Consider the following 23,790-nt stretch of genomic DNA (forward strand, 5'->3'; position numbering starts at 1 on the left):
ATCCTGATTCTTGCAGCTTGAGGCTTGCTGCTTGCAGCTTATAGCTTCTCTTCCTTATCTTCGCGGCATGGAAAAAGAGGTTGTTTTAAGTGGTATACGCCCTACGGGTTTTTTACACCTGGGTAATTATTTTGGCGCCATGCGCAACTATGTGCGTATGCAGGATGAATTTAACTGCTATTTTTTTGTAGCCAACTGGCACAGCCTCACCACACACCCTGATACAAAAGAACTGAAAAACAGTGTTCACCGTGTGATTGCAGAGAATGTAGCCTGTGGTCTTGATCCGGATAAGGTTGCACTCTATGTACAAAGTGATGTACCGGAAATTGCAGAACTTTACCTGTACCTGAATATGATGGCCTATAAAGGTGAACTGGAAAAAACAGTAACCTTTAAAGAGAAAGTACGCCTGCAGCCGGACAATGTGAATGCAGGCTTATTGACTTATCCGGTTTTACAGGCTGCCGATATTCTGATACACCGTGCAGTAAAAGTACCGGTTGGAAAAGATCAGGAACAACACCTTGAAATGGCCCGCAATTATGCGGAAAGATTTAACCATCGCTATGGTGATGTATTGCCACTACCCTATGCATTTAATTATGGCGGTGAACTGGTAAAAATTTTAAGTCTGGATGGTGTGGGAAAGATGAGCAAGAGCGAGAACCAGATGAATACTCTCTATCTCGCAGATGAAGATGAAAGTATTCGTAAAAAAATCATGAAGGCTAAAACAGATCAGGGACCATCAGAACCTCATTCAGTAAAGCCTGATTATATCGAAAACCTTTTCACACTGATGAAACTGGTAAGTACGCCTGATACCGTGCAGAAATTTGAAGATGATTTTAATAACAGCAGCACCGGTAATTGTATTATTCGTTATGGCGATATGAAAAAACAACTGGCAGAAGATATGATTCGTTTTATTCAGCCGATCCGTGCCAAAGCTGCTGATATTCAGCATAACCATGAACTCCTGCAAAAAATCATCCGTCAGGGGGCAGACAAGGCCCGTGCCAGTGCCAGTGAAACATTGAAACTGGTTAGGGCAGCCGTGGGAATGGATTATTGAGCTGATAGCATATAGTTCATAGCAAATAGAGTATAGCATTGCGGTGTGGTGGTAACGGCCAGGTTTTATGAAATGAACGATCTACTATAAGCTATGATCCATTAGCCATTAGCGATTAGCCATTTGCTCCCTTTTAAAAATCTCATCCTAATTCTCTCAACTTTCGTATTTTCATTTTTATGGCGAAACCCAAGAAACCAAAACATGTGGCAATTGCCGGTAATATCGGTGCCGGAAAGACCACGCTGACTGAGATGTTGAGTAAACATTATCGCTGGATACCTCAATTTGAGGATGTTGACCACAATCCATATTTGATGGATTTTTATGAGGATATGCCCCGATGGAGCTTTAACCTGCAAATCTTTTTTTTGAACAGTCGCCTGAATCAGTTACTGGATATCCATCACGGAACAGAAACCGTAATTCAGGACCGTACCATTTATGAAGATGCCAACATCTTCGCCCCCAACCTCCATGAAATGGGCTTGATGAGCAAGCGCGATTTTGATAATTACTACCAGTTTTTCCAGACGCTTAAAACCATGGTACAACCACCGGATTTATTAATTTATTTAAAAGCCTCTGTACCCACACTCGTGGCACAGATACAGAAAAGAGGCCGTGAATATGAAGAAAATATCCGTCTCGATTACCTGAAAAGACTGAATGAATACTATAATAAATGGATTGATGGTTATAAAGAAGGTCAGTTACTGGTAATCGATTGCGATAAGAATAAATTTGCTGAAAGCGAAGAGCATTTTGGTGAGATCATCAGCAAAGTGGATGGTATGTTGTTTGGCTTGTTCTAGGCCTGGCTTCTACACCGGATAGCTGGCATTTGTATTGCCACTGAAGACCCAGAATTTTACAATTTTCTGTGCCTTCAGTGGCAACTTTATTTTCCGAAGTGACATTTGAATCCATTATATCCCTCAGTCTCCCATCCTATTTTAACCTTTCTTTATTCTAACCACACATTGTATAGATTCCCGCATTGGTACAAATAAATTTTGCGAAACCAGATAGTTGCATTTATATTTGCAACCGAACGGTTTCTTATCTAAGTAAATTCATGTTATGGAAGCAGTATCATTCTTATTACTCTTAACAGGCAGTATATCTGTATTATCATTACTGTTATTGCATTTTACCAGCCCTGAATTCGATCCAGGCTGGCGAATGATCAGTGAATATGCATTAGGCAAATACAAATGGCTGCTGACGATTTTTTTTGTTTGCTGGGGCACCTGTTCACTCTTGTCAGCTCTGTTATTATGGGCCGAAGTAAGCGGCTTCTGGTCAACTTTGGGTATTCTCTGCCTCATATTAACAGGTATCGGTGCCATCATGGGAGGTTTATTTGATGTGAAACACAAACTACACGGAATGGCATTTGGCATCGGCATTCCGTTTATGCCAGCTGGTGCTTTATTGATCAGCTATCATTTGATAAAATCCGAAAGATGGGGCCATGCTCAATTCAGTATACTGGCATCTGCGCATGCGATCTGGATATCGGTTGTACTAATGGGCATTACCATGGCACTTCTTTTTTCAGGATTCAGAAAAGCAGGTATTGCTTTTGGTCCTGACATAGCACCTCCTGAAAAATTGCCGCCTGGTGTTATTGGCATCAATGGTTATTTCAACCGCTTGCTGGTACTTTGTTATCTAACCTGGCCCATGCTGATGGCTTATATTTATTGCTGCTACAAAAGCTGAGTTCGGAGGTACTTATGCTTTAACCGGCTGGTTGGGTTGTAACAGATCCCATAAATTACCATACAAATCTTTAAAAACAGCCACTGTACCATACGGCGCTGTTTGAGGTTCACGAATAAATTCAATGCCGGCTGCTGTCATCCGTTGATAATCGCGCCAGAAATCATCTGTCTGCAGAAAAAGAAAAACCCTGCCACCGGTTTGATTACCGATTCTGCTTTCTTGTTCTTCGCTGGATGCTTTGGCGAGTAATATCTGTGTTCCATTTGAACCAGGTGGCGCTATCAGCACCCATCTCTTATTTTGTTCCGGCTGAAAACTGTCTTCTACCAATGAAAAACCCAGGCGGTTTACGTAGAATGCGATGGCTTCATCATAATCTCTCACTACCAATGCGATATGCAGAATAGACTGTTTCATACTGATACGATCGTTTAGAACTAAATTAAGTTAAATATTCCCTGCCCTATTGTGTGAACCATTAATTTTATGCCATTACGAAAATTCAATTTTGTGTTTACACTACGAAAAGCGTTGCCAGCTGATTACAATGAATTGTTATCGATCTGGGAATTGTCTGTAAAAGCTACGCATGATTTTCTGAATCCTGCTGATATCGTTTTCTTCAAATCACAGATTCAGGAGCACCAGGCTTTTTCGCAGGTTGATCTGACCTGCGCAGTTCATGAGAATGGAACATTAGTGGGATTTATAGGCATCGCAGAAGATAAAATTGAAATGCTTTTTCTTGACCCTGTCGTAATCGGTAAAGGATTGGGCAAACAACTGTTGCAATTTGCAATGCAGGAATACAGGATTACCAAAGTAGATGTGAATGAACAGAATACTGCTGCCCGTTTATTTTATGAACATTTCGGGTTTGAGGTAAAAAGCCGGTCGCCTCTTGACAGTACAGGTAAACCTTATCCGATTTTACATATGGAATTAACTTAACCATTGGTACAGGTAATTCTTCATACGAGCAATATTGATAATCCGAAATAGCTTTTGTTAAAGCAGGTGAAATAATGTAGATTGGTAATAGAAGATACATGAAGCGAATAATAAATAATTTACGGGTATGGGTAATGCTCCTGGCATTACATTGTTATGGCACTTATGATGTATCTGCACAATCAGCTGGTATTGGTTCATGGAATATCGTAAACCTTAAATACCAGGTTTCAAACCGTTTGAGTTTTTTTGGTGAAGCGCAGCTCCGTTCACTTAAATTCTATAACCAGTTCCATTATTATGAATATAAGGGAGGCATCAACTATAAAGTTAATGATAAGCTGGTTATGTCGTTGGGAGCAGGTAGTTATCAGACCTTTGCGGAAGGAGGTAATTTCCTCAGACCCAAAAACAATGATGAATTCAGGTTATGGCCACAAATACTCTTACTTCAATCAATTGGTCGATTTACCATTGAACAACGATACCGGGCAGAACTAAGGTTCACAAGTAATGGGTACAGAAATCGTTTCCGGTACAGGCTGGGTATCAATTTCCCTTTGGGCGAAAAAAAGAAAGATAAAATTCCCTTTCAGGCTTTTCTGAATAATGAACTTTTTTTTACGGATCGTGAGCCCTTTTTTGAAAGAAACAGAATGGCCATGGGCTTACAATACCGGATGAATGCAAATACTAATATCCTGCTAGGTTATCTACATCAGTTTGATTATCGAATCAATGATGAAACCGGGCGAGATTTTATCCAGATAGGCTATTATCTGAATATTGGACATAATAAGTAAGGATGAATTGATAAGAACCGTTTTTATGCTACTTCGTGTCAAACTTAGCAGCTATTCGTAAAAATACTACACCACAGATTTAGTACTTCAACTACGACGTAGTTTACAAATACACTACATCTACTTTTGTTAATAACCAACATCTCGATCATCATTTTCTCCGGTTAATTTTACATACGCACAGAGAGAACTCTTTAAAAAAACGAATACATTCTTATAACTGCCCCCCAAAAAAGAAAGTGCTACACAATATATTGTTGTAGCTGTAAAGGTTTCTATATCTCAACAAGAGATACTACCATTTTGTACCCGCTTCAACAAACAGATTCAGTAGCTACGAATTGCGGGATGGAACTGATCGGTTAACCCAAAGAAAAACAAACCGGTTAAAGGGAGTATTTACTGTATGCCCTGTCTGGAAGTACAACAGATAAAGACGAGTATTTATCACCAAAATCAATTTGTATGCAAACACTTGAATTACAACGCATGGGTTTATTACCCATGGGAGAAATCGATATGGAAGAAACAGATGGTGGATTTATTTGGTTTGTGATTGCCGGAGCTTGCTTATTGCTCGGCGGATGTGTCCAGAATAATCAACAAAACGGTACTGGTAATACACAGAACAACAGACAAACGAATGCGCAAAATCTGGGTGATTCTATCCATAATACAAATCAGGGTACCCTTCATGTATCACCAAAATAATGAGCCATGAAAATGATGCAAACAGAGATGATGGGGCTAACTAGCCTTACATCTGATGAACTTCAGGAAACGGAAGGTGGCTTCTTACCATTATTAGTACTCGGCGTTGTCTTTCTGGCTGGCTGCAATAGTCAGAGAAATCAACAGTCAGGCGGCGACCACAACTGTCAGATCAATTTACAGTTTAATGGACCCCGTTATCCCGACACCACAGTTATCCATTGCAATGGACACAACCACACGATTGTAAACAAATAAAAAAAAGCTGTGCAGTTACCTGCACAGCTTTCAACAAATGAATAAAGAATTCCGCCATATCGTATTCCTAATGTCGTTCGGAAATTTACTGGATATAGCTATGACCTATTTCGCCATGCCTGATTTATATCATGAAGCCAATTATTGGGTTAGGGAACATCAGTTTGGATGGCCTGGACTTATTACTGTATTGTTGATCTGGCAAATAATTTATACAATACCACTCGCATATCGCTGTTTCTGGTATAAACCAGTGATATATGAGATGCCGATAAACAACTACTGGCAGCTATTAAATTATTACTCATTTAAGCAAACAAAAACTATTTTTTTTCCCAATCGAATACAACTCATTCATTTTATAAAAAGCATTGGCAATTTTCTGGGTTATTATTGGCCAAGATATTACTGCCTAAGTAAAACACTTGTCATTATTGACAATTTTTTTCAGGGTCTGGTTTACCGAAATGCTATTGCAATTCAAAGAAAAGATGGATGGTCAACGCTGACATTAGACAGTAAGAGTTTTTTTTACACCCATCCGATTGGTAAACTTATTCTGAGGTATACAGACTTAAATCATTCACAGATCCTCGCTTTTCAAAATACCGTCTTATTGATTGCATTCGTTCTCGTTATAATATTTTTTCTAAAATCAGAAATGTCAAGATACCAACAACAAGAAAATTGAATTCTGCAGGTATAACACAATGAATGATTACTTATGAAGCTCCATACCATCAACAGCCCACAAACGCCTTTTCAAATAAAAAGCAATGCCATCTACCTAACTACTCTTCTCTTAATCATTACAGGAATTGCCTGCCTCCCATTGGTTTCCACGACTATTTCCATTAAAAGCACAGGAATTATAAGACCACAAACTGAACGAACAGAAATCAAACCCTTTACCAGTGGCTTTATAGATCACCTATTTACCAAAGAGGGAGATACTGTTTCGCAAGGACAGTTATTGGCCTGCATACAAGACCGAAACAGTTTACCAAGGTTACGCCTAAATGAAATTGAACGTATACAGAGACAGGTTTATATAAAGGACCTCACATTGCTCACCAGTGAAGAAAAAATAGCCGTATCTCATTTGCAGAGTCCATTATACAAGCAACAACTCAACCGTTTTCTGTTTCAGTTAGCGGAGCAGGAAGCTGCGCTGAAAAAAGTACAGAAAGAAAGAGAAATCAATCAATCACTGATCACCGGCAAAATCATTACTCCGAAAGAATATTTCGATAAAGAAATTGAAGCCGAAAGAATGTCTGCTTCCTTTCAGAGCTTTCAAAATGAACAAAAAATAAATTGGCAAAACGATCTCAGCCGCTACCGGATGGAACTGGTTCAGTTTATTGCACAACAATATCAAATAGAAGCAGATAAAAAGAACCACCTGATTTACGCACCTGTAAGTGGTATCATTCAAAACAGTCAGCACCGATATGCAGGTGGTTTCATACAAGCAGGTGAAACTTTATGTACCATATCGCCACAGACAACACTTATCGCTGAATGTTATGTAAGCACGAGGGATGTAGGTTTATTACAAAAAGGGCAGACAGCAAAATTTCAGATAGAGGCATTCGATTACAATTATTTCGGAGTATTAACCGGTACCATTGCATCTATAGACAACGACTTTAGTCTTATAGACAATAAACCTTTTTTCAAGGTAAAGTGCAACTTTGATCGTAAACAGTTACTCTTAAAAAACGGGTATAGCGGTGAATTAAAAAAAGGACTCAGTTTACATGCTCGTTTTATTGTTGCAGAAAGAACCTTATGGCAATTACTTTTTGATAAAATCGACGACTGGTTTAATCCCAATGCGCCATCTCCCATCCAAACCATTTCCAGATGAATACCGCTAGAATATGTGTCAAGCAAAGAGATATAACCGATTGTGGTGCTGCCTGTATTGCATCTGTAGCCATGTTCTACCGCTTACAGGTACCCGTTAGCAGGATTCGCCAATACGCTGGTACCGATAAAAAAGGAACCAATGTAACTGGCATGATTGAAGCTGCTGAAAAACTGGGTTTTCAGGTTAAAGCTGCCAAAGGATCAACAGACAGCTTATTGAAAATACCCTTACCAGCTATTGCACACATCATTTTAAAAAATGGTCTCCATCATTATATTGTTATTTACCAAACAACCCGTAAAAAAATCAGTTATATGGATCCTTCCGACGGGTTAATACATCGCATTAGCTATTCAGCTTTTAAAGAAATATGGAGCGGTGTACTGATCTTACTGCTTCCTGATGAAAACTTTAAAAGAGGTACCCATACCATCAGCAACGCCTGCCGATTCTGGCATTTGATACAACCACATAGCGCCATTATGATACAGGCTTTGGTGGGCGCGTTGCTATATACCCTGCTGGGGCTTTCCACATCTATCTATATTCAGAAACTGATCGACTTTGTTTTGGTAGAAGCTAATCTCCGGTTATTGAACCTGCTCAGTTTTGCCATGATCCTGATCCTCATTTTTCAACTCATCATAGGCTCTTATAAAACCATTTTTGGCCTGCAGACCGGACAAATGATAGATGCCAGACTGATTCTGGGATACTACAAACACCTGCTTCAGTTACCCCAACGTTTTTTTGATACCATGCGGGTAGGAGAAATCATCAGCCGTATAAATGACGCCGTAAAAATCAGAGACTTCATCAACAGTGTTGCATTGGGTATCATTGTAAACATGTTGATCGTTTTCTTTAGTCTTTTAGTGATGTTCTTGTATTACTGGAAGCTGGCTTTACTGATGTTGGTCATTATCCCGATTTATCTGATTCTATACTGGATCAACAATCGTATTAACAGAAAATGGCAACGAAAACTGATGGAAGAATCCGCAGAACTGGAAACACAGCTGGTAGAAAGCCTGAACGCCTCTGGTACTATTAAAAGATTCGGATTAGAAGCTTTTGCCAATGAAAAAACAGAAACCCGCTTCTTCCGGTTATTAAACAGTATTTACAAAAGCAGTATCTACTCCTTATACATTGGTATATCGTCCGAATTCTTCACCCGTTTATTTACGATTGGATTATTATGGACCGGAAGTTATTTTGTCATTAACCGGGAACTATCACCCGGAGCCTTACTTTCATTTTATACCCTGATCGGCTACTTCACGGGGCCTGCATCTGCCCTCATTGCCGCCAACAAACAAATTCAGGATGCACTGATAGCGTCCGACAGGTTATTTGAAATTATTGATCTCGAAACTGAATCAACAGAGGAAGCCAGCATTCACCTTACATCCGAACAAACAGGCGATATCGTTTTTAACGATATATATTTCAGATATGGTTCAAGAAGCATGATATTTCAAGGTTTAACATTACATATCCGAAAAGGGGAATGCACAGCGATTGTTGGAGAAAGTGGTAGTGGCAAATCAACCCTATTGTCTTTGTTACAGAAACTGTATCCGCTCAAAAAGGGTACTATTTATATCGGAGACATCAATATCCAACAGATCAGTTATAAAAGTCTGAGAGAACGTATTGCCATAGTACCACAACATATTGATTTATTCAGCGGCACCATCACTGAAAATATAGCTATCGGTGATCCAGAACCGGATCTTAAAAAAATACTTTTTCTCACTCAAATGCTAGGCATTCATTCATTTATTGAACAGTTACCCAATAGCTATAATAGTATTATTACTGAACAGGGTGGTAATCTTTCCGGTGGACAAAAACAAAGAATCGCTATAGCACGTGCATTATACAGAGATCCTGAAATACTGTTAATGGATGAGGCAACCAGTAATCTTGATCCGCATAGCGAACAAGATGTTCAGCAAACCCTGGAATGGTATAAACAACAGGAGAAAACCATCATCATCATTGCTCACCGTTTATCAACCATTCGCAACAGTGATCATATCATTGTCCTTGAAAATGGTGAACTCGCAGAACAGGGAACACATGCAACACTTCTTAACAATAACGGGGTTTATAAAAAACTTTGGGAATATTATGCAGGAGATAAGAAATAAGAAATAAGAAATAAGAAATAAGAAATAAGAAATAAGAAATAAGAAATAAGAAATAAGAAATAAGAAATAAGAAATAAGGGGAAACAGCACTACCGGGATACTTATTGTGTAACCGGCAGTATTTTTCTTTCTATTCACCATTCACAAAAAAGAAATCCCGCCAATGCTGACGGGATTCCATTCAAACAGACAAAGCAATCGAAGAGACCAAGTTGATATCGTATAGCCTAAGACAATACGATAGTAATCAGTTATACATTAGGGGCTGCCTGTAGAATTTCTTCGCTTACACCTGCCGCATACTTTGAGAAATTATTCACAAACTGCTGTGCAAGGTCCTTTGCTTTTGCATCGTATGCTGCAGCATCAGACCATGTATTTCTTGGGTTCAATATTTCAGAGGGTACTCCCGGACAGGTTGCAGGCATCATCATACCAAATACTGGATGTACTTCAAATGCAACATCATCCAGTTCTCCTTTCAAGGCAGCTGTAATCATGGCACGGGTATAACTAAGTTTCATTCTGCTACCTACACCGTAAGAGCCTCCACTCCATCCGGTATTAATCATCCATACTTTTACATCATGCTCTCTCATTTTCTGACCAAGCATTTCTGCGTATTTGCCTGGGTGCAAGGGCAAAAAAGGCGCTCCGAAACAAGCACTGAAAGTTGACTTTGGTTCAGTTACACCCGCTTCTGTACCCGCCACTTTAGCAGTATAACCGCTGATAAACTGATACATAGCCTGACCTGGTGTTAACCGGCTGATAGGAGGCAGTACCCCGTACGCATCGCAGGTAAGAAAGAAAATATTTTTGGGAAGACCGCCAATACTTGGCTCTGCAGCATTACTGATAAAATGCAACGGATAACTAACCCTTGTATTCTCTGTAATTTTCTTTGAAGTAAAATCAATCTGATTAGTGCCGGCAACAAAACCAATATTCTCTACCAATGCACCCGGACGTATTGCATGAAATATTTCCGGCTCTTTTTCTTCACTCAGGTCGATCGTTTTCGCATAACAGCCACCTTCAAAATTAAAAACACTGTTGGCTGTCCATCCATGCTCATCATCACCAATAAGTTTTCGGTTAGGATCAGCACTCAAAGTTGTTTTACCAGTTCCGCTCAGCCCAAAGAAAATCGCAACATCACCTGCTTCACCCATATTGGCACTGCAGTGCATGCTCAATACATTTTTCTGTTGTGGCAATACATAGTTCAGAATGGTAAAAATACCTTTCTTCATTTCGCCTGTATAGCCGGTACCTCCAATGAGAATCGTCTTATGGGTAAATGAAACAACCGCAAAATTATGCTGACGCGTTCCATCAACTGCAGGATCTGCTTTAAAACCAGGAGCCTGAATAATATGCCACTCAGGTGTGAAATTTTCCAGTTCCTGCTCAGAAGGGCGAAGGAACATATTGTATGCAAATAAATTACTCCATGGATTTTCATTGATCACACGGATATTCATCCTGTAAGCTGGATCAGCACACGCAAATGCATCACGTACCCAGATTTCGTCCTTTGCATTCAGGTAGTGAAGCATTTTCTCCTTCAACTGGAAAAAGTATTTCTCTTCAATGGCAATATTGAAATTGTTCCAGTGAACAGTGTCTGTCGTAATCGCATCCTTCACAATAAATTTGTCTTGCGGAGAACGACCTGTAAACTCACCGGTTTCAATACAAAGGGCGCCAGTATCATTCAATACACCCTGACCCCGGAAAACGGTCTGCTCAGTTAATACTTCCGGACTTAGTTGATAATGAACTTGATGCATCGGTTTTAATCCCAATGCCGAGAGTTGCTGTAAATTTAGCTGGGTCATAGATTCAGTCATATACGAACAATCGTTAGTTAGTGAGGCAAAAATAATTGTTTAACGCATCCGTTCATTTTTTTATGTAGGAACTACACGTTGTCATTCATCAATCGTTTGCGGAGAATCTTTTAAGATATTTAAGGATATCTACATATTGTATGCAAATGCTCAATTACAAGACCAAAAAATTGAAGTTTTTATAAAAATTTATGCCAAAAGCGCAGAAACCTGCAAACATCTCCCTGCCAACAAGTATTTTTACCAAAATTATCTGAACCATGCCGGCTACCGATGCAAAAGGAACCCTTACCGCAGAACATATACAACAATTTAAAACTATATTAGGCGATACTTATGTACTATCAGACGAAGAGAACCTAACCCATTATGGGCATGATGAAACAGAGCATCTCCAATATCCGCCGGAAGTTGTATTGAAACCAAGAACAGCAGCAGAAATTGCTGCTATCATGAAAATCTGTAATAAAGACCTGATTCCGGTAACACCCCGTGGAGCCGGAACTGGTTTAAGTGGTGGTGCCCTTCCTCATCTTGGCGGTGTTTTATTGTCGACCGAAAGAATGAACAGTATCTTATCGATCGACGAACGCAATCTACAGGTCATAACAGAGCCGGGCGTCATCACAGAAGTTTTACAAAATGCGGTTAAGGAAAAAGGATTGTTTTACCCGCCTGATCCAAGTAGCCGTGGTAGTTGTTTTATTGGCGGTAATATTGCCGAGAACAGTGGCGGACCGAAAGCTGTGAAATATGGAGTGGTCAAAGATTATGTATTGAACCTGGAAGTAGTATTACCGAATGGTGAGATTATCTGGACAGGTGCCAATGTATTAAAAAACTCAACCGGTTATAATCTTACCCAGTTACTGGTAGGAAGCGAAGGTACATTGGGCATTGTAACAAAGATTGTACTGAAACTCATTCCTTTTCCAAAATTCGATCTGCTGATGCTGGTACCTTTTGCTTCGCTTGAAAAGGCAAGTGAAGCTGTAAGCGCCATTTTCAGAGCAGGTTTTGTACCCAGTGCATTGGAACTGGTTGAAATAGATGCATTGAAAATCGTAAGCAAGATGGTAGAGAGTACCGCTGTACCTGTTGACGATTCCATTGCCGCACATCTGATCATAGAAGTTGATGGCAATAATATGGATGTGCTGATGAATGAGATGGAATCCATCGCAGCATTGCTTACTCAGTTTGATGCCGGTGAAATATTTTTTGCAGATGATGCACAACAAAAAGCAGAGCTATGGAAACTTCGCCGCCGTGTGGCCGAGGCTGTAAAAACCAGCGGTTATACCATTGAAGAAGATACTGTCGTACCCCGTGCCGAATTACCGGCACTGATTAAAGGTGTAAAAGAACTGGGTAAGCAATATGGCTTTCATGCTGTTTGTTATGGGCATGCAGGTGATGGTAATCTGCATATCAGAATCAATCACCCAACGATTAAGAACAGCCATGGCAATGCAGAAATGACCGAAGCACTGCGTGCGTTATTTGAACTGGTAAAAAAACTGGGAGGAACAATCAGCGGTGAACATGGTATCGGATTGATACAGAAACCATATATGACTACTGTTTTCCGTGATGCCAATCTGTATATAATGCGGGAAATCAAAAAAGCTTTTGATCCTAACAATATTTTAAACGCAGGTAAAATCTTTGACCTGAACTGAACCGTACCTTTGCACAAATACCTATGATCATGAAAAACAGTGTATTGTTTGCCTGCCTGATGATGCTTGCCACATTTGCAGTTGCACAACAAAATGAGAGTAACGAACAACCCAAAGGTTTCAAAAGAGAGAATATGTTCTTTGGATCAAGCCTTAATCTTTCATTGGGTAATCGTTTTTTTAATGTGGGTATTAACCCTGAACTGGGTTACAGTCTTAATAAATGGCTGGATGCAGGCGTGGCACTGAACATCAATTATTTTTCTCAGAATGCTTCTGATTTCAGCAATACACGCTTTCGCAATTTCAATTATGGCGCAGGAACTTTTTTACGCATATGGCCAGTGAATTTCTTACACCTGCAGGTACAGCCGGAATATAACTGGATCAGTTCTTCGCAGAAGAATGTAATTACCGGACAATCTGCCAGATACAATTACAATGCAGAAAGCCTGCTGGTTGGTATTGGCTATGGCAGCAGGGCTGTAGGCTCTCAATATTCTTATGTAACACTGATGATCGATGTTTTACAGAATATCAATTCACCTTACCGTGATCAGTTTAATGATCCCTTGCCTGTTTTCAGGGCTGGTTTCGGGGTTTATCTTAACAGAAAAAAGCAATAGCCTCATCAGCACTGTTTAAAACTATGAGGCGATCACGCCAATCCTCATATAAAAAACCGGCTGCTGTCATCTGCTCAATATGAGCAATCAAATGTTTATAATATCCTGCTGTATTCAGCAGGATTATTTTTTTATTGTGAATGTTCAGCGTGTTCCAGGTAAGCATCTCAAACAACTCATCCAATGTGCCATTACCTCCCGGTAATACAATGGCAGCATCACACAACTCATACATCATTTTTTTACGGATATGCATATCCTTAACCACATGCAACTCAGTAATACCTTCATGCTGGTGTTCCCACTCGAGCAGCACTTCCGGAATGACACCGATTGCCTTACCGCTATGATCCATCACTGCATTGGCCACAGCCCCCATCAGACCTTTATTGCCACCACCATAAATCAGGGTTATCCCCTGCATGGCCATCAGCATGCCCAGCCTGGAAGCATCGGCCTGAAATACCGGATTATTCCCCTCCTTTGAACCGCAAAAAACTGCAATCCGCTTTATTTGCATATGAGTTAATTTACGCCGCAATGTAAGCAGCTTTATCATTACAAGCCAAAGCAGGCTGTCTTTTATTTAAAAAGTTCTGCTTCCAATTCCCGCAATAAACCGCACACATCCCCTATCTTTACCCTGAACGATTGTTATTCAGCTCATAAACAAGAACGCTATGTCGCCACTTCTGCTGTTTTCTTTTGTAATCATTTATTTCCTGATTTTATTAGTCGTAGCCTGGTACACAGGCAGGAACAGTAATAATGATTCCTTTTTTATTGGCAACAGAAACAGTAACTGGATGCTGGTGGCATTTGGCATGATCGGCACTTCATTAAGTGGAGTAACTTTTGTTAGCGTGCCCGGTGCCGTGGCCAAAGAATCGTTTGCATATATGCAGATCACACTCGGTTACCTGATCGGTTATATGGTAATTGCCTTTGTGTTATTGCCCCTTTACTATAAACTTAACCTGACTTCCATTTATAACTATCTCAGTACAAGACTGGGATTTGCTTCCTATAAAACTGGCGCCTCCTTCTTCATCTTATCACGTACACTGGGCGCTACCGCACGTTTATATTTGGTTGTACGCATATTACAGGATGCCATCCTTGAAAGCTTTCATGTACCCTTCTGGGCCACCACACTGATTATCCTCCTCATGATTTTGCTCTATACATATGAAGGTGGTGTAAAAACCATTGTATGGACAGATACGTTGCAAACTTCCTGTATGCTGATCGGTCTTGTGATCTGTGTCATTTATATCCTTAACCAACTGGATATGGGTATCGGACAGAGTTTTGCGGCTATGGGAGACAAAGGTTATTCCAAAATATTTTTTACTGAACCCGAGAGTCGTTTTTTCTTCTTAAAACAAATACTGGCAGGTGCTTTTGTTACCATTACCATGACGGGTATGGATCAGGAAATGATGCAGAAGAATATTTCGGTGAAAACGCTTAAGGACTCACAGAAAAATGTGGTAACCCTTGGCTTTATTATGCTGGCTGTTATTGGTTTGTTTCTTTTTCTGGGAGGTTTATTACATCTCTATGCAGATACACAGGGCATTGCCGCTACAGGCGACAAGCTGTTTCCTACCATTGCCCTGCAACATATGCCAAGTATGGTATCTGTGATATTTATTATTGCCTTGATTTCAGCACTCTTCCCAAGTGCCGATGGCGCCATTACTGCACTTACTTCTTCTTTCTGTATTGATATTATCGGATTACAACGTCGTACAGACTGGACAGATCAGCAGAAGAAAAAAATCAGACAACGTGTTCACCTGGTATTCGCAGGCATCTTCCTGGTGTTTGTAATGGTGTATAAATGGATCGATAGCAGTAGTATGATTGGTGTGATTTTAAAAGTAGCAGCTTATACTTACGGACCTTTACTGGGCTTATTTACTTTCGGCATTTTACTGAAACGATCAGTAAACGACAAGCTCGTACCATTTGTATGTATTGCTTCCCCGTTATTGTGCCTGCTCGTAGATAAATTTCAAAAACAACTGTTTGGTTCTTTTGAAATTGGCTTAGAGCTATTGATCATTAACGGCCTCATTACTTTCCTGGGGTTATTACTGATCTCACGGAGAAGCAATACATAGTAAGTTTTATACAATCACTACCATAACTGTACGATTTCCTGGCTTGCTGTTTGTTCTGCGGGAGTGGGTAATGCCTCTACCGGGACTTCCATTTTCTCTCCTTTTTTGATGTTTACCAGTGATTCGATTTCCAGTTTATATCCTTCAGACGCAGCTTCTTCCAGCAGACGCAGTACCTGTTTGCGACTCTCATATAATTCTTCGAGCCTTTTAGTAGATACCGGATCCGGTTTTCCAAAGCGTTCCTCTGCACTGAAATTTCGCATACAGTGAAAGTTGATCTTGTGGTTAAGCAGCGTAAGTAACACTTCTTTTGCTTCATCAGGCGTAAAAACACCATTGATCAGCGTAACATTTTCATTTGTATTCATGCTATTTTTTTTAAGCTATTACAATTCCTGATTCAATATTTACAGCCTGTTCATTTGATAAAATCCGGCTTTTAAACTCATGCAATTCCCTCTGCAATTCTTTGATACGGTTTTCCCGCATTTTGATATCTTCTTCTTTTTCAGCGTCTCTGATTTTATCCTCATGATACTTGATTTTGATATTCACCATTTGTGAAACCAAATCAAATGCTTCTGTTTTACTGAACCTGCCTTTAATAAGCTGTAGTTGTAACATAATGTTGATTTTTATTGTCCCTGCCCGAGTGAATAAGCTTGTTTTCCGTTAAACGTGTAGAGGTTTTCTGTTTTAATGGTATCGATGCCATGTGCTTCTGCCTTATCCAGCAATTCAATAATCTGTTGTTTGGTAACACCCGAACCATTACTTGGCTTAAAGCGGCAACGCCAATGATCGGTACAGAAAGTTTCCTCAAAACCTTCCGGCCATACTTTAATACCACGGTTGGTAATCATCGATAATTCCACACCCAAAACATCCACTTCTTTCAGTTTCGTGGCCAGTTCATCTGCTTTGTAGCCATCCCAGTGAACAAAAAGGTCAACACCGACCAGTTCCTTTTTAGAAGCTTTTCTGCGTGTATACTTAGGTAAGTTCAACACCGCCTGTTCATTATACTGTACCGCTTTAAGCTGTACCGGTTTTTGTCCGAGATTGGCAATCACCGCCTGTGCAAATTCTTTGGTACCGACCTGCTGCTTACTTACTCCCTCTTTGTAGATATCGTAAGTATGTATACCGTCTTCAATTGTTTTCAGCCAGGCATTCTGCACTTTTTCGGCTACTCCTGACTGTCCGATATGGTTCAGCATCATGATAGCGCCCTGTAAAAGACCTGATGGGTTGGCCAGATTCTGGCCAGCTCTTCTGGGGGCCGAGCCATGAATGGCTTCAAACATGGCACATGATTCACCGATATTGGCCGAACCTGCCAGACCTACCGATCCGGTAATCTGCGCTGCCACATCCGATAATACATCTCCGTATAAATTGGGCATTACGATTACATCAAAATATTCCGGTGTATCGGCCATTTTTGCCGCTCCTATATCAATGATCCAGTGCTCATTCTCAATTTCAGGATATTCTTTTGCAATCTCATCGAACACCTGATGAAACAAACCATCTGTCTGTTTCATGATATTATCTTTGGTAAAACAGGTTACTTTTTTACGTCCATACTGCTTTGCATATTCAAAAGCGTAACGTACAATTTTTTCGCAGCCGGGCCTGCTGATCAGTTTTAAACACTGCACCACTTCGTCGGTCTGCTGGTGCTCAATACCCGCGTACAAGTCTTCTTCATTCTCACGAATGATTACAATATCCATTTTCGGATGTTTTGTTTTCACATAAGGATGAAGGCTTATACAGGGACGTACATTGGAATAGAGACCCAAAAACTTACGGGTGGTTACATTCAGACTCTTGTAGCCACCGCCCTGAGGTGTGGTGATCGGCGCTTTCAGGAATATCTTGTTTTTACGGATCGTATCCCAGGATTCTTTGGCAATACCTGCATTATTACCTGCCAGATATACTTTTTCGCCCACTTCAATTTCGTCGATTTCAATCTGAGCGCCAGCTGCCATGATAATGTCGAGGGTAGCGTCCATAATCTCCGGACCGATGCCATCTCCTTTCGCAATGGTAATTCTTGTCATACTGTATTGATTTTTGTTTGGTGATGCAAAAATGCTTGTAGCTAACCATATATTTTTATTTATCTTTACTATAATATCCATAAATATTATTTATGAATTATACTTTAAACCAGTTACAGATTTTCCTGAAAGTGTCGCAAACACAGAGCGTAACAAAAGCGGCAGAAGAATTATACCTCACGCAACCAGCCGTTTCCATTCAACTAAAAAATTTTCAGGACCAGTTCGACATACCCCTTACTGAAGTGGTGGGAAGAAAGTTGTACATCACCGAATTTGGACAGGAAATTGCCATGGCTGCCGAAGCCATATTGAATGAAGTGAATGCCATCAATTATAAAACACAGGCTTACAGAGGGCAACTATCGGGCAGACTTAAACTTTCAGTAGTATCGACAGGTAAATATGTGATGCCCTATTTCCTCACCGGTTTTATGAAACAACATCCAGGTGTGGACCTTATGATGGATGTAACGAATAAAGCCAAAGTAATCGAGAGCCTCGACAGAAATGAAGTTGATTTCTCTCTGGTATCGATCATACCTGATACATCACAGGTGAACCGGATTGAGCTGCTACCTAATAAACTCTATCTGGTTGGCACGCGTGGCGCCAGAATAACAGCACAGGGATCTGTGAAAAAAATATTTGAAGAACTGCCACTGATTTTCCGTGAAAACGGTTCCGGCACCCGACAAACCATGGAAAAATTCATCGAGAAACACCACCTCACTTTTCGCAAGAAAATGGAGCTTACTTCCAATGAAGCCGTGAAACAGGCCGTACTGGCAGGTTTGGGCTACTCAATCATGCCCCTGATCGGTATTAAAAATGAGTTGAAAAACGGTGATATGAAAATCATACCGGTAAAAGGGTTGCCTATTAAAACAGCCTGGCAACTGATCTGGTTAAAAGGCAAAAAACTGTCGCCGGTAGCAACTGCTTTTCTCGAGTATATAAACAAAGAGAAAGCTGCCATTTCCAAGCAGTTTTTTCCGCAGGTTGATTAGAAAATCCGGAAAATATACCGTACCCCAACCACTCAGGGGCAGGGGCATCGGCAACTATACTTTTTCTTTTTTCACCTCAGACCATACAAATTCCTCAATCTCATCAAAAAGACTGCGGGCTCTGTCTTTCACCTTCGACAGGGCTTCATATTTATTTGTAAGACTCAATGCCAGTTGGTACATTTCTTCAGTAGCTGTCTGGTCAACCATTTCAGCAAAGCTTTTGGGTCGCTCACTTTCTTCCAGTGAACGGATATAACACAAGACTTCCACTACTTCAAAATGTGTTTTTTGCCATGAATCAAATCCATTCGGAAAATCCGGTACTGACATGTTGTACATATTTTAGTTAGGAGAATATCATCTTCAAACTACTCATTTTCCCTGAAAGAAAAAAGCAAAGAAGTAACGAAAAAAGTTTTGACTGTTCAGAAAGAAATAACCGACGGCTATACTTTTCAGCGATGGTTCCACTCCTGATGTTATAAGGTAAAATTTCCCAATGGAATGCCCGTTTTCAATTTTAACAGCCTGTCCCCCTTCCCTTTCAAGCCCTTCAAAGAGGTTTTCGTATCTTTACAGGATGAATACCCCCCTGATTATTTCCCCCGGAGCAGAGGCTTATGCACAGTCCTTTACAGCTCCGGAAGCGGGTCTTTTACAGGAGATTGCCAGATTTACCCAGACAGCACACCCACACGCACACATGCTCAGTGGACAGGTACAGGGTAAATTTTTATCATTTATAAGCACTATTCAGCGCCCCAGATACGTTTTAGAGATAGGTACTTTTACGGGCTACAGCGCATTATGCCTTGCAGATGGCCTTAGCCCCGAAGGAGAACTGCATACCATTGAATGCCGGGAAGAAGACGCCACAACAGCAAGGAACTATTTTAGCAAAAGCAAAAGAAATCATCAGATACATTTGCACATCGGCAATGCAGCAGAAATAATACCCACATTATCACACCAGTGGGACCTGGTTTTTATGGACGCTGACAAAACGGGTTATATCGGATATTATGAACAGATTGTTCCGAAACTGAGTAAGAATGGCATCATTCTGGCAGACAATGTATTGTTTCATGGACAGGTAATGGAAGACCCGATTACGGGTAAAAATGCTAAAGCCATACATGCATTCAATGAACATGTAAAAAAAGACCCAAGAACAGAACAAGTATTATTAACCATCAGGGATGGTTTATTAATGATTAAAAAGAGAGCAGAATGAAGAAATGGATATTACTAATACTGGTTTATGTTTCTGTGCAAACAGCAGGCTTTGCGCAGAACCTTTCTGTAAAAGAAAAAACAGAAGCCTATATCAATAGTTATAAAGAAATCGCCATTGAAGAAATGCTGCGTACAGGCGTACCTGCCTCCATTAAACTGGCACAGGGTATTTTGGAATCGCAGTTTGGAGAGAGCCCACTGGCCAAAAATGCCAACAACCATTTTGGTATTAAATGCAAGACAGAATGGACGGGTGAAAAAACTTATCAGGATGATGATGCCAAAGGAGAATGTTTCAGAGTATACCCATCTGCTGAACAATCATACCGTGACCATTCTGATTTTTTAAAAACCAGACCCCACTACTCTTTTTTATTTAAACTGGAGCCTACTGATATTACCGGATGGGCCTATGGGCTTAAAAGAGCAGGTTATGCAACCAGTTCTACTTATCCGGAAAAATTGTTACGGGTTATTGAAGACTATAAACTGCATCAATATACCATGTTGGCACTGGCCATTAAGGAAAACAGAAATGCACCGGTTCCGGTTACCACATCACCGCCCATTACAACCACTACAGCTGTGAAAGCCGAAGTACTTAATAAGGAGGAAGAAGCAGGAAACAAGCAAAATAAGACACAAGAAATAGTAAAAGTGAGGGAGGAAGAAGTAAAAACAGCTCCAATACAGGCTGTAAAAGAAGAAATGGCTGATAAGTCCGAAGACACCGTTGTTCCTGAAAAGAAAGCTGAACCGACACCGGAAAAAAAACCATCGCCTTATCCTGAAGGTGTTTTTACCATCAATCATACAAAAGCTATTTATGCAAGAGAAGGCACTTCCCTGCTGGCACTGGCGCACAGATATGATATCAGCCTGAGTAAATTATTCGACTTTAACGAATTACCCGAGAGCGATATCCTGGATGCGGATCATTTGTTATTTATAGAAAAAAAGCAAAAAAGAGGAGCTTCCGATCTGCATGAAGTAACAGCCGGTGAAACCCTGCATGAAATAAGCCAGAAAGAAGGTATCCGTTTGGAAAGTCTGCTGGAATATAATAAACTCAAAAAAGACAGCCAGCTTTCTGCCGGACAAAAACTCTACCTTCGCTCACCTGCCGAAATCAAGAATGGAGTAGTGAAAGCCAAAACAAAAAACACAAAATGATTTAACATGAATGTGATCAAGGTTCACGATAAAGAATTTGTTCCCTATTTACCGGAAGACCTGATTCGTGAAAAGGTGAAAGAACTGGCCCAGCAGCTCGACAAAGATTATGCAGGTAAAAAACCTTTGTTCATAGCCATCCTCAATGGCTCATTTATGTTTGCCGCAGACCTTTTTAAAGAACTCAGCATAGAAGCAGAAATCTGCTTTATTAAACTGGCTTCTTATAAAGGAACGAAATCTACTGGTCAGGTTATTACAGCTATCGGACTTGATATGGAAATCAACAACCGCCACGTCATCATCCTTGAAGACATTATTGATACTGGTAAAACCATGAGTGAATTTTTACCACAACTGATCAACCAGCAACCCTTGTCACTCAAAGTAGCCGTTTTGTTACACAAGCCTGATGCTATGAAATATCCCATCCAGATGGATTACTGCTGTTTTACCATCCCCAATCGTTTTGTACTGGGTTACGGACTGGATTATGATGGTTTTGGCAGGAATATCAAAGAGATCTACCAGCTTAAAACCGAAGCATAACAAGGCTTTAACAGCCCAGCACATACCAGTCTCAGCCTATTTATCGTTATCTTGTAGCTGAAACCCCTAACCAAATGAAGAAAGGCATTTGGATATTATTTTGCTGTCTTTTATGCTACCTATTCACCTCTGCGCAATATTATATACGTGGAGAGGTAAGAAATGAACATGGGGTATTGCTGGAAGGTGTTAAAATCAGACTGAAATCTAAACCACAGCAGGTTTTTACAACCGGCAATACTGGTGCTTTTGGCATTTCACTCACAAAAATTACAGATTCTCTTTCGCTTGAACTGGATGGTTATGAAAAGACCTGTTTGCCGGCAGACAGCAGACAATTTAACCGGCTATTACTGAAAACACTTCCCGGCACTTTAAAACTATACAAAAACAACAGAGCCTCCATTGTTTCCAATGCCAGAAACAATTTGTTTCTACCTGCTCCCAATCAGGGTGAAAGTTATAGTAGCTTAATAGAAAATGATTTTATTCATGCGACTGAGTTTCCTGAAACGGGTTTCTCCCTGAATATAGACAATGCTGCATACAGTAATATCAGGCGCTTTATTACCAACCAGATGTTTGTTCCCGAAGATGCTGTACGAATTGAAGAAATGCTGAATTATTTCAGCCTGCCAATCATCAGAAAAAGTAAATCGGTTCATTATTCTGACTCATTCAACTTCAGTTATCAACATACCAGTAATCCCTGGAAAGCTGGGCACCAGTTATTGTTTCTGCAAATAGAAGCACCAGCTTTATCTTTAGATAAAGTTCCTCCTTCTAACCTTGTATTCCTGATTGATGTATCCGGCTCAATGGATAAACCCAATCGATTGCCCCTACTCCAGTCTGCCTTTAAAATGCTGGTAAATACACTCAGAGACTGTGATACCATCACCATTGCTACTTATGGAGGCGGTGTGGGCATCGTTCTTCCGCCAACCGGTGGTGCGCATAAACAAAGTATTAAAAATGTAATCGACTCATTGTCTGCCGGGGGCGATACACCTGGTGCCGGGGCCATTCAGCTTGCTTATCAGCTGGCAAAAGATAAATTTATACCGGGCGGTAATAACAGGGTTATTCTTGCTACTGACGGGGATTTTAATGTAGGGCAGTCCTCTGAAAAAGAGCTGGAAGAATTGATCCTGCGTTATCAGCAAACAGGTATTTATTTAACCTGTTTGGGTGTAGGTATGGGCAATTATAAAGACAGTAAACTCGAATCCTTATCAAAAAAAGGAAATGGCAATTTTGCCTATTTGGACCAGATCAGGGAAGCGGAGAAAGTTTTGGTAAAGGAATTCACCAAAACCATTTTTTCGGTAGCGGATGATGCCGCTATCACGGTGAGCTTTAATCCTGCTACTGTTGCTGAATACAGACTGATTGGTTTTGACAATAAGAAATCTGCACTGGACGACAGTAACAGTGTATTAGAAGGTGGCGAAATCGGCAGTGGTCATACAATTACTGCGATATTTGAAATCAATCCGGCTAAAGACAGTGTAAGTGCTGTTCAGCAACCCTTGGCAGTACTGGATCTCCGGTATAAAAAACCCGGAAGTAATGATATACTGCATCAGACATTTCATTGCGAATACCAGGGCCTTCCGATTCAAAGCGCAGACAGCATGTATCGTTTTGCGGCATCTGTTGCCATGTTTGGTTCTGTACTCCGCAAATCGAAATTTACCAGAGACTACCAATTTGAAGACGTCCTTACACTTGCCAGATCGGGTATTAGAAAGAATGATGTACTACAAAACGAATTCGGGAAATTGGTAGAACAGGCAATGTTTCTATACAATCCATCAAAGAAAAAAAGAAAGTAAGCCCTGCCTACCCTTTCATTGCCAGAGTGATCTTAGAAAACGCACA

Annotated in this window: 24 protein-coding genes; 17 read left to right on the forward strand and 7 right to left on the reverse strand. The window is 40.4% G+C overall.

What is annotated here, in order from left to right:
* Positions 1-67 precede the first annotated feature (67 nt).
* From trpS to BC659_RS14470, 3 genes are all read left to right on the forward strand, one after another.
* Positions 68-1,078 carry a tryptophan--tRNA ligase gene (gene trpS / locus BC659_RS14460; RefSeq protein ID WP_133475527.1) on the forward strand — a complete coding sequence of 337 codons (1,011 nt, stop codon included), beginning with the start codon at positions 68-70 and terminating at the stop codon, positions 1,076-1,078.
* A gap of 179 nt (positions 1,079-1,257) precedes the next feature.
* Positions 1,258-1,893: a deoxynucleoside kinase gene (locus BC659_RS14465; protein WP_133475528.1), complete on the forward strand. Its 636-nt coding sequence runs from the start codon at positions 1,258-1,260 to the stop codon at positions 1,891-1,893.
* A gap of 268 nt (positions 1,894-2,161) precedes the next feature.
* On the forward strand, positions 2,162-2,806 hold the full coding sequence (locus BC659_RS14470) for a DUF998 domain-containing protein (protein ID WP_133475529.1): 645 nt from the start codon (positions 2,162-2,164) through the stop codon (positions 2,804-2,806).
* A 12-nt stretch (positions 2,807-2,818) separates the two neighbouring features.
* Here the strand turns inward: BC659_RS14470 and BC659_RS14475 are convergent, their stop codons facing one another.
* The gene (locus BC659_RS14475) at positions 2,819-3,226 is read right to left on the reverse strand and encodes a VOC family protein (protein WP_133475530.1); all 408 of its coding nucleotides are present in this window, start codon (positions 3,224-3,226) and stop codon (positions 2,819-2,821) included.
* Between the two features lie 69 nt (positions 3,227-3,295).
* Between BC659_RS14475 and BC659_RS14480 the strand changes: the two genes are divergently transcribed.
* The 6 genes from BC659_RS14480 to BC659_RS14505 all read left to right on the forward strand — a co-directional run bounded on the left by BC659_RS14480 (position 3,296) and on the right by BC659_RS14505 (position 9,567).
* Positions 3,296-3,760: a GNAT family N-acetyltransferase gene (locus tag BC659_RS14480; RefSeq protein WP_133475531.1), complete on the forward strand. Its 465-nt coding sequence runs from the start codon at positions 3,296-3,298 to the stop codon at positions 3,758-3,760.
* A gap of 98 nt (positions 3,761-3,858) precedes the next feature.
* A complete protein-coding gene (locus tag BC659_RS14485; protein ID WP_133475532.1) occupies positions 3,859-4,563 on the forward strand; it encodes a DUF2490 domain-containing protein in 705 nt (234 codons plus the stop codon).
* 465 nt (positions 4,564-5,028) lie between these two features.
* Entirely contained in the window at positions 5,029-5,274 is a 246-nt protein-coding gene (locus BC659_RS14490; RefSeq protein ID WP_133475533.1) for a hypothetical protein, read from the forward strand.
* A gap of 12 nt (positions 5,275-5,286) precedes the next feature.
* On the forward strand, positions 5,287-5,532 hold the full coding sequence (locus tag BC659_RS14495) for a hypothetical protein (protein WP_133475534.1): 246 nt from the start codon (positions 5,287-5,289) through the stop codon (positions 5,530-5,532).
* Between the two features lie 724 nt (positions 5,533-6,256).
* Entirely contained in the window at positions 6,257-7,405 is a 1,149-nt protein-coding gene (locus BC659_RS14500) for an HlyD family secretion protein (protein WP_133475535.1), read from the forward strand.
* Positions 7,402-9,567, forward strand: coding sequence for a peptidase domain-containing ABC transporter (locus BC659_RS14505; protein WP_133475536.1), 2,166 nt, complete (start codon positions 7,402-7,404; stop codon positions 9,565-9,567). Before BC659_RS14500 ends, BC659_RS14505 begins: the two co-directional genes overlap by 4 nt.
* Before the next feature lie 251 nt (positions 9,568-9,818).
* Here BC659_RS14505 and pckA read toward each other — a convergent pair whose 3' ends face one another.
* The gene (gene pckA, locus BC659_RS14510) at positions 9,819-11,411 is read right to left on the reverse strand and encodes a phosphoenolpyruvate carboxykinase (ATP) (RefSeq protein ID WP_246027153.1); all 1,593 of its coding nucleotides are present in this window, start codon (positions 11,409-11,411) and stop codon (positions 9,819-9,821) included.
* Positions 11,412-11,683: 272 nt separating this feature from the next.
* Between pckA and BC659_RS14515 the strand changes: the two genes are divergently transcribed.
* Positions 11,684-13,105 carry an FAD-binding oxidoreductase gene (locus BC659_RS14515; protein ID WP_133475538.1) on the forward strand — a complete coding sequence of 474 codons (1,422 nt, stop codon included), beginning with the start codon at positions 11,684-11,686 and terminating at the stop codon, positions 13,103-13,105.
* A 29-nt stretch (positions 13,106-13,134) separates the two neighbouring features.
* The gene (locus BC659_RS14520; protein ID WP_133475539.1) at positions 13,135-13,731 is read left to right on the forward strand and encodes a hypothetical protein; all 597 of its coding nucleotides are present in this window, start codon (positions 13,135-13,137) and stop codon (positions 13,729-13,731) included.
* On the opposite strand, the gene BC659_RS14525 is transcribed toward BC659_RS14520, so the two are convergent.
* The gene (locus tag BC659_RS14525; protein ID WP_133475540.1) at positions 13,712-14,251 is read right to left on the reverse strand and encodes an LOG family protein; all 540 of its coding nucleotides are present in this window, start codon (positions 14,249-14,251) and stop codon (positions 13,712-13,714) included. The genes BC659_RS14520 and BC659_RS14525 overlap by 20 nt on opposite strands.
* Before the next feature lie 160 nt (positions 14,252-14,411).
* Between BC659_RS14525 and BC659_RS14530 the strand changes: the two genes are divergently transcribed.
* Positions 14,412-15,860: a sodium:solute symporter gene (locus tag BC659_RS14530; RefSeq protein WP_133475541.1), complete on the forward strand. Its 1,449-nt coding sequence runs from the start codon at positions 14,412-14,414 to the stop codon at positions 15,858-15,860.
* A 17-nt stretch (positions 15,861-15,877) separates the two neighbouring features.
* On the opposite strand, the gene BC659_RS14535 is transcribed toward BC659_RS14530, so the two are convergent.
* From BC659_RS14535 to BC659_RS14545, 3 genes are read right to left on the reverse strand one after another with little or no spacing between them, the layout of a single operon-like run.
* Positions 15,878-16,231: a hypothetical protein gene (locus BC659_RS14535; RefSeq protein WP_133475542.1), complete on the reverse strand. Its 354-nt coding sequence runs from the start codon at positions 16,229-16,231 to the stop codon at positions 15,878-15,880.
* A 10-nt stretch (positions 16,232-16,241) separates the two neighbouring features.
* Positions 16,242-16,487: a hypothetical protein gene (locus BC659_RS14540; protein ID WP_133475543.1), complete on the reverse strand. Its 246-nt coding sequence runs from the start codon at positions 16,485-16,487 to the stop codon at positions 16,242-16,244.
* Between the two features lie 11 nt (positions 16,488-16,498).
* Positions 16,499-17,935: an NADP-dependent isocitrate dehydrogenase gene (locus BC659_RS14545; protein WP_133475544.1), complete on the reverse strand. Its 1,437-nt coding sequence runs from the start codon at positions 17,933-17,935 to the stop codon at positions 16,499-16,501.
* A 92-nt stretch (positions 17,936-18,027) separates the two neighbouring features.
* Here BC659_RS14545 and BC659_RS14550 point away from each other — a divergent pair, with 92 nt between their 5' ends.
* The gene (locus BC659_RS14550; RefSeq protein WP_133475545.1) at positions 18,028-18,945 is read left to right on the forward strand and encodes a LysR family transcriptional regulator; all 918 of its coding nucleotides are present in this window, start codon (positions 18,028-18,030) and stop codon (positions 18,943-18,945) included.
* A gap of 54 nt (positions 18,946-18,999) precedes the next feature.
* Here BC659_RS14550 and BC659_RS14555 read toward each other — a convergent pair whose 3' ends face one another.
* Positions 19,000-19,278 (reverse strand): hypothetical protein, encoded by a 279-nt coding sequence (locus tag BC659_RS14555; RefSeq protein ID WP_133475546.1) that lies wholly within the window; start codon positions 19,276-19,278, stop codon positions 19,000-19,002.
* 250 nt (positions 19,279-19,528) lie between these two features.
* On the opposite strand from BC659_RS14555, the gene BC659_RS14560 reads away from it, so the two are divergent.
* The 4 genes from BC659_RS14560 (at position 19,529) to BC659_RS14575 (ending at position 23,744) form a co-directional block, all read left to right on the forward strand.
* Positions 19,529-20,182 (forward strand): O-methyltransferase, encoded by a 654-nt coding sequence (locus BC659_RS14560; protein WP_133475547.1) that lies wholly within the window; start codon positions 19,529-19,531, stop codon positions 20,180-20,182.
* Positions 20,179-21,357 (forward strand): glucosaminidase domain-containing protein, encoded by a 1,179-nt coding sequence (locus tag BC659_RS14565; protein WP_133475548.1) that lies wholly within the window; start codon positions 20,179-20,181, stop codon positions 21,355-21,357. The genes BC659_RS14560 and BC659_RS14565 overlap by 4 nt, the downstream gene beginning before the upstream one ends.
* Before the next feature lie 6 nt (positions 21,358-21,363).
* Positions 21,364-21,906 (forward strand): hypoxanthine phosphoribosyltransferase, encoded by a 543-nt coding sequence (gene hpt, locus BC659_RS14570; RefSeq protein ID WP_133475549.1) that lies wholly within the window; start codon positions 21,364-21,366, stop codon positions 21,904-21,906.
* A 74-nt stretch (positions 21,907-21,980) separates the two neighbouring features.
* Entirely contained in the window at positions 21,981-23,744 is a 1,764-nt protein-coding gene (locus BC659_RS14575; protein ID WP_133475550.1) for a vWA domain-containing protein, read from the forward strand.
* Positions 23,745-23,790 lie beyond the last annotated feature (46 nt).

The sequence above is a fragment of the Sediminibacterium goheungense genome (assembly GCF_004361915.1).
Taxonomy (GTDB): domain Bacteria; phylum Bacteroidota; class Bacteroidia; order Chitinophagales; family Chitinophagaceae; genus Sediminibacterium; species Sediminibacterium goheungense.

Coding starts and splice junctions, on each gene's coding strand:
- BC659_RS14530 (WP_133475541.1), top strand. CDS start 14,412: ATGTCGCCACTTCTGCTGTTTTCTTTTGTAATCATTTATTTCCTGATT.
- BC659_RS14475 (WP_133475530.1), bottom strand. CDS start 3,226: ATGAAACAGTCTATTCTGCATATCGCATTGGTAGTGAGAGATTATGAT.
- BC659_RS14490 (WP_133475533.1), top strand. CDS start 5,029: ATGCAAACACTTGAATTACAACGCATGGGTTTATTACCCATGGGAGAA.
- BC659_RS14515 (WP_133475538.1), top strand. CDS start 11,684: ATGCCGGCTACCGATGCAAAAGGAACCCTTACCGCAGAACATATACAA.
- BC659_RS14500 (WP_133475535.1), top strand. CDS start 6,257: ATGAAGCTCCATACCATCAACAGCCCACAAACGCCTTTTCAAATAAAA.
- BC659_RS14540 (WP_133475543.1), bottom strand. CDS start 16,487: ATGTTACAACTACAGCTTATTAAAGGCAGGTTCAGTAAAACAGAAGCA.
- BC659_RS14565 (WP_133475548.1), top strand. CDS start 20,179: ATGAAGAAATGGATATTACTAATACTGGTTTATGTTTCTGTGCAAACA.
- BC659_RS14560 (WP_133475547.1), top strand. CDS start 19,529: ATGAATACCCCCCTGATTATTTCCCCCGGAGCAGAGGCTTATGCACAG.
- BC659_RS14505 (WP_133475536.1), top strand. CDS start 7,402: ATGAATACCGCTAGAATATGTGTCAAGCAAAGAGATATAACCGATTGT.
- BC659_RS14550 (WP_133475545.1), top strand. CDS start 18,028: ATGAATTATACTTTAAACCAGTTACAGATTTTCCTGAAAGTGTCGCAA.
- pckA (WP_246027153.1), bottom strand. CDS start 11,411: ATGACCCAGCTAAATTTACAGCAACTCTCGGCATTGGGATTAAAACCG.
- hpt (WP_133475549.1), top strand. CDS start 21,364: ATGAATGTGATCAAGGTTCACGATAAAGAATTTGTTCCCTATTTACCG.
- BC659_RS14575 (WP_133475550.1), top strand. CDS start 21,981: ATGAAGAAAGGCATTTGGATATTATTTTGCTGTCTTTTATGCTACCTA.
- BC659_RS14485 (WP_133475532.1), top strand. CDS start 3,859: ATGAAGCGAATAATAAATAATTTACGGGTATGGGTAATGCTCCTGGCA.
- BC659_RS14495 (WP_133475534.1), top strand. CDS start 5,287: ATGATGCAAACAGAGATGATGGGGCTAACTAGCCTTACATCTGATGAA.
- BC659_RS14535 (WP_133475542.1), bottom strand. CDS start 16,231: ATGAATACAAATGAAAATGTTACGCTGATCAATGGTGTTTTTACGCCT.
- BC659_RS14555 (WP_133475546.1), bottom strand. CDS start 19,278: ATGTCAGTACCGGATTTTCCGAATGGATTTGATTCATGGCAAAAAACA.
- BC659_RS14465 (WP_133475528.1), top strand. CDS start 1,258: ATGGCGAAACCCAAGAAACCAAAACATGTGGCAATTGCCGGTAATATC.
- BC659_RS14545 (WP_133475544.1), bottom strand. CDS start 17,935: ATGACAAGAATTACCATTGCGAAAGGAGATGGCATCGGTCCGGAGATT.
- BC659_RS14470 (WP_133475529.1), top strand. CDS start 2,162: ATGGAAGCAGTATCATTCTTATTACTCTTAACAGGCAGTATATCTGTA.
- BC659_RS14520 (WP_133475539.1), top strand. CDS start 13,135: ATGAAAAACAGTGTATTGTTTGCCTGCCTGATGATGCTTGCCACATTT.
- BC659_RS14480 (WP_133475531.1), top strand. CDS start 3,296: ATGCCATTACGAAAATTCAATTTTGTGTTTACACTACGAAAAGCGTTG.
- trpS (WP_133475527.1), top strand. CDS start 68: ATGGAAAAAGAGGTTGTTTTAAGTGGTATACGCCCTACGGGTTTTTTA.
- BC659_RS14525 (WP_133475540.1), bottom strand. CDS start 14,251: ATGCAAATAAAGCGGATTGCAGTTTTTTGCGGTTCAAAGGAGGGGAAT.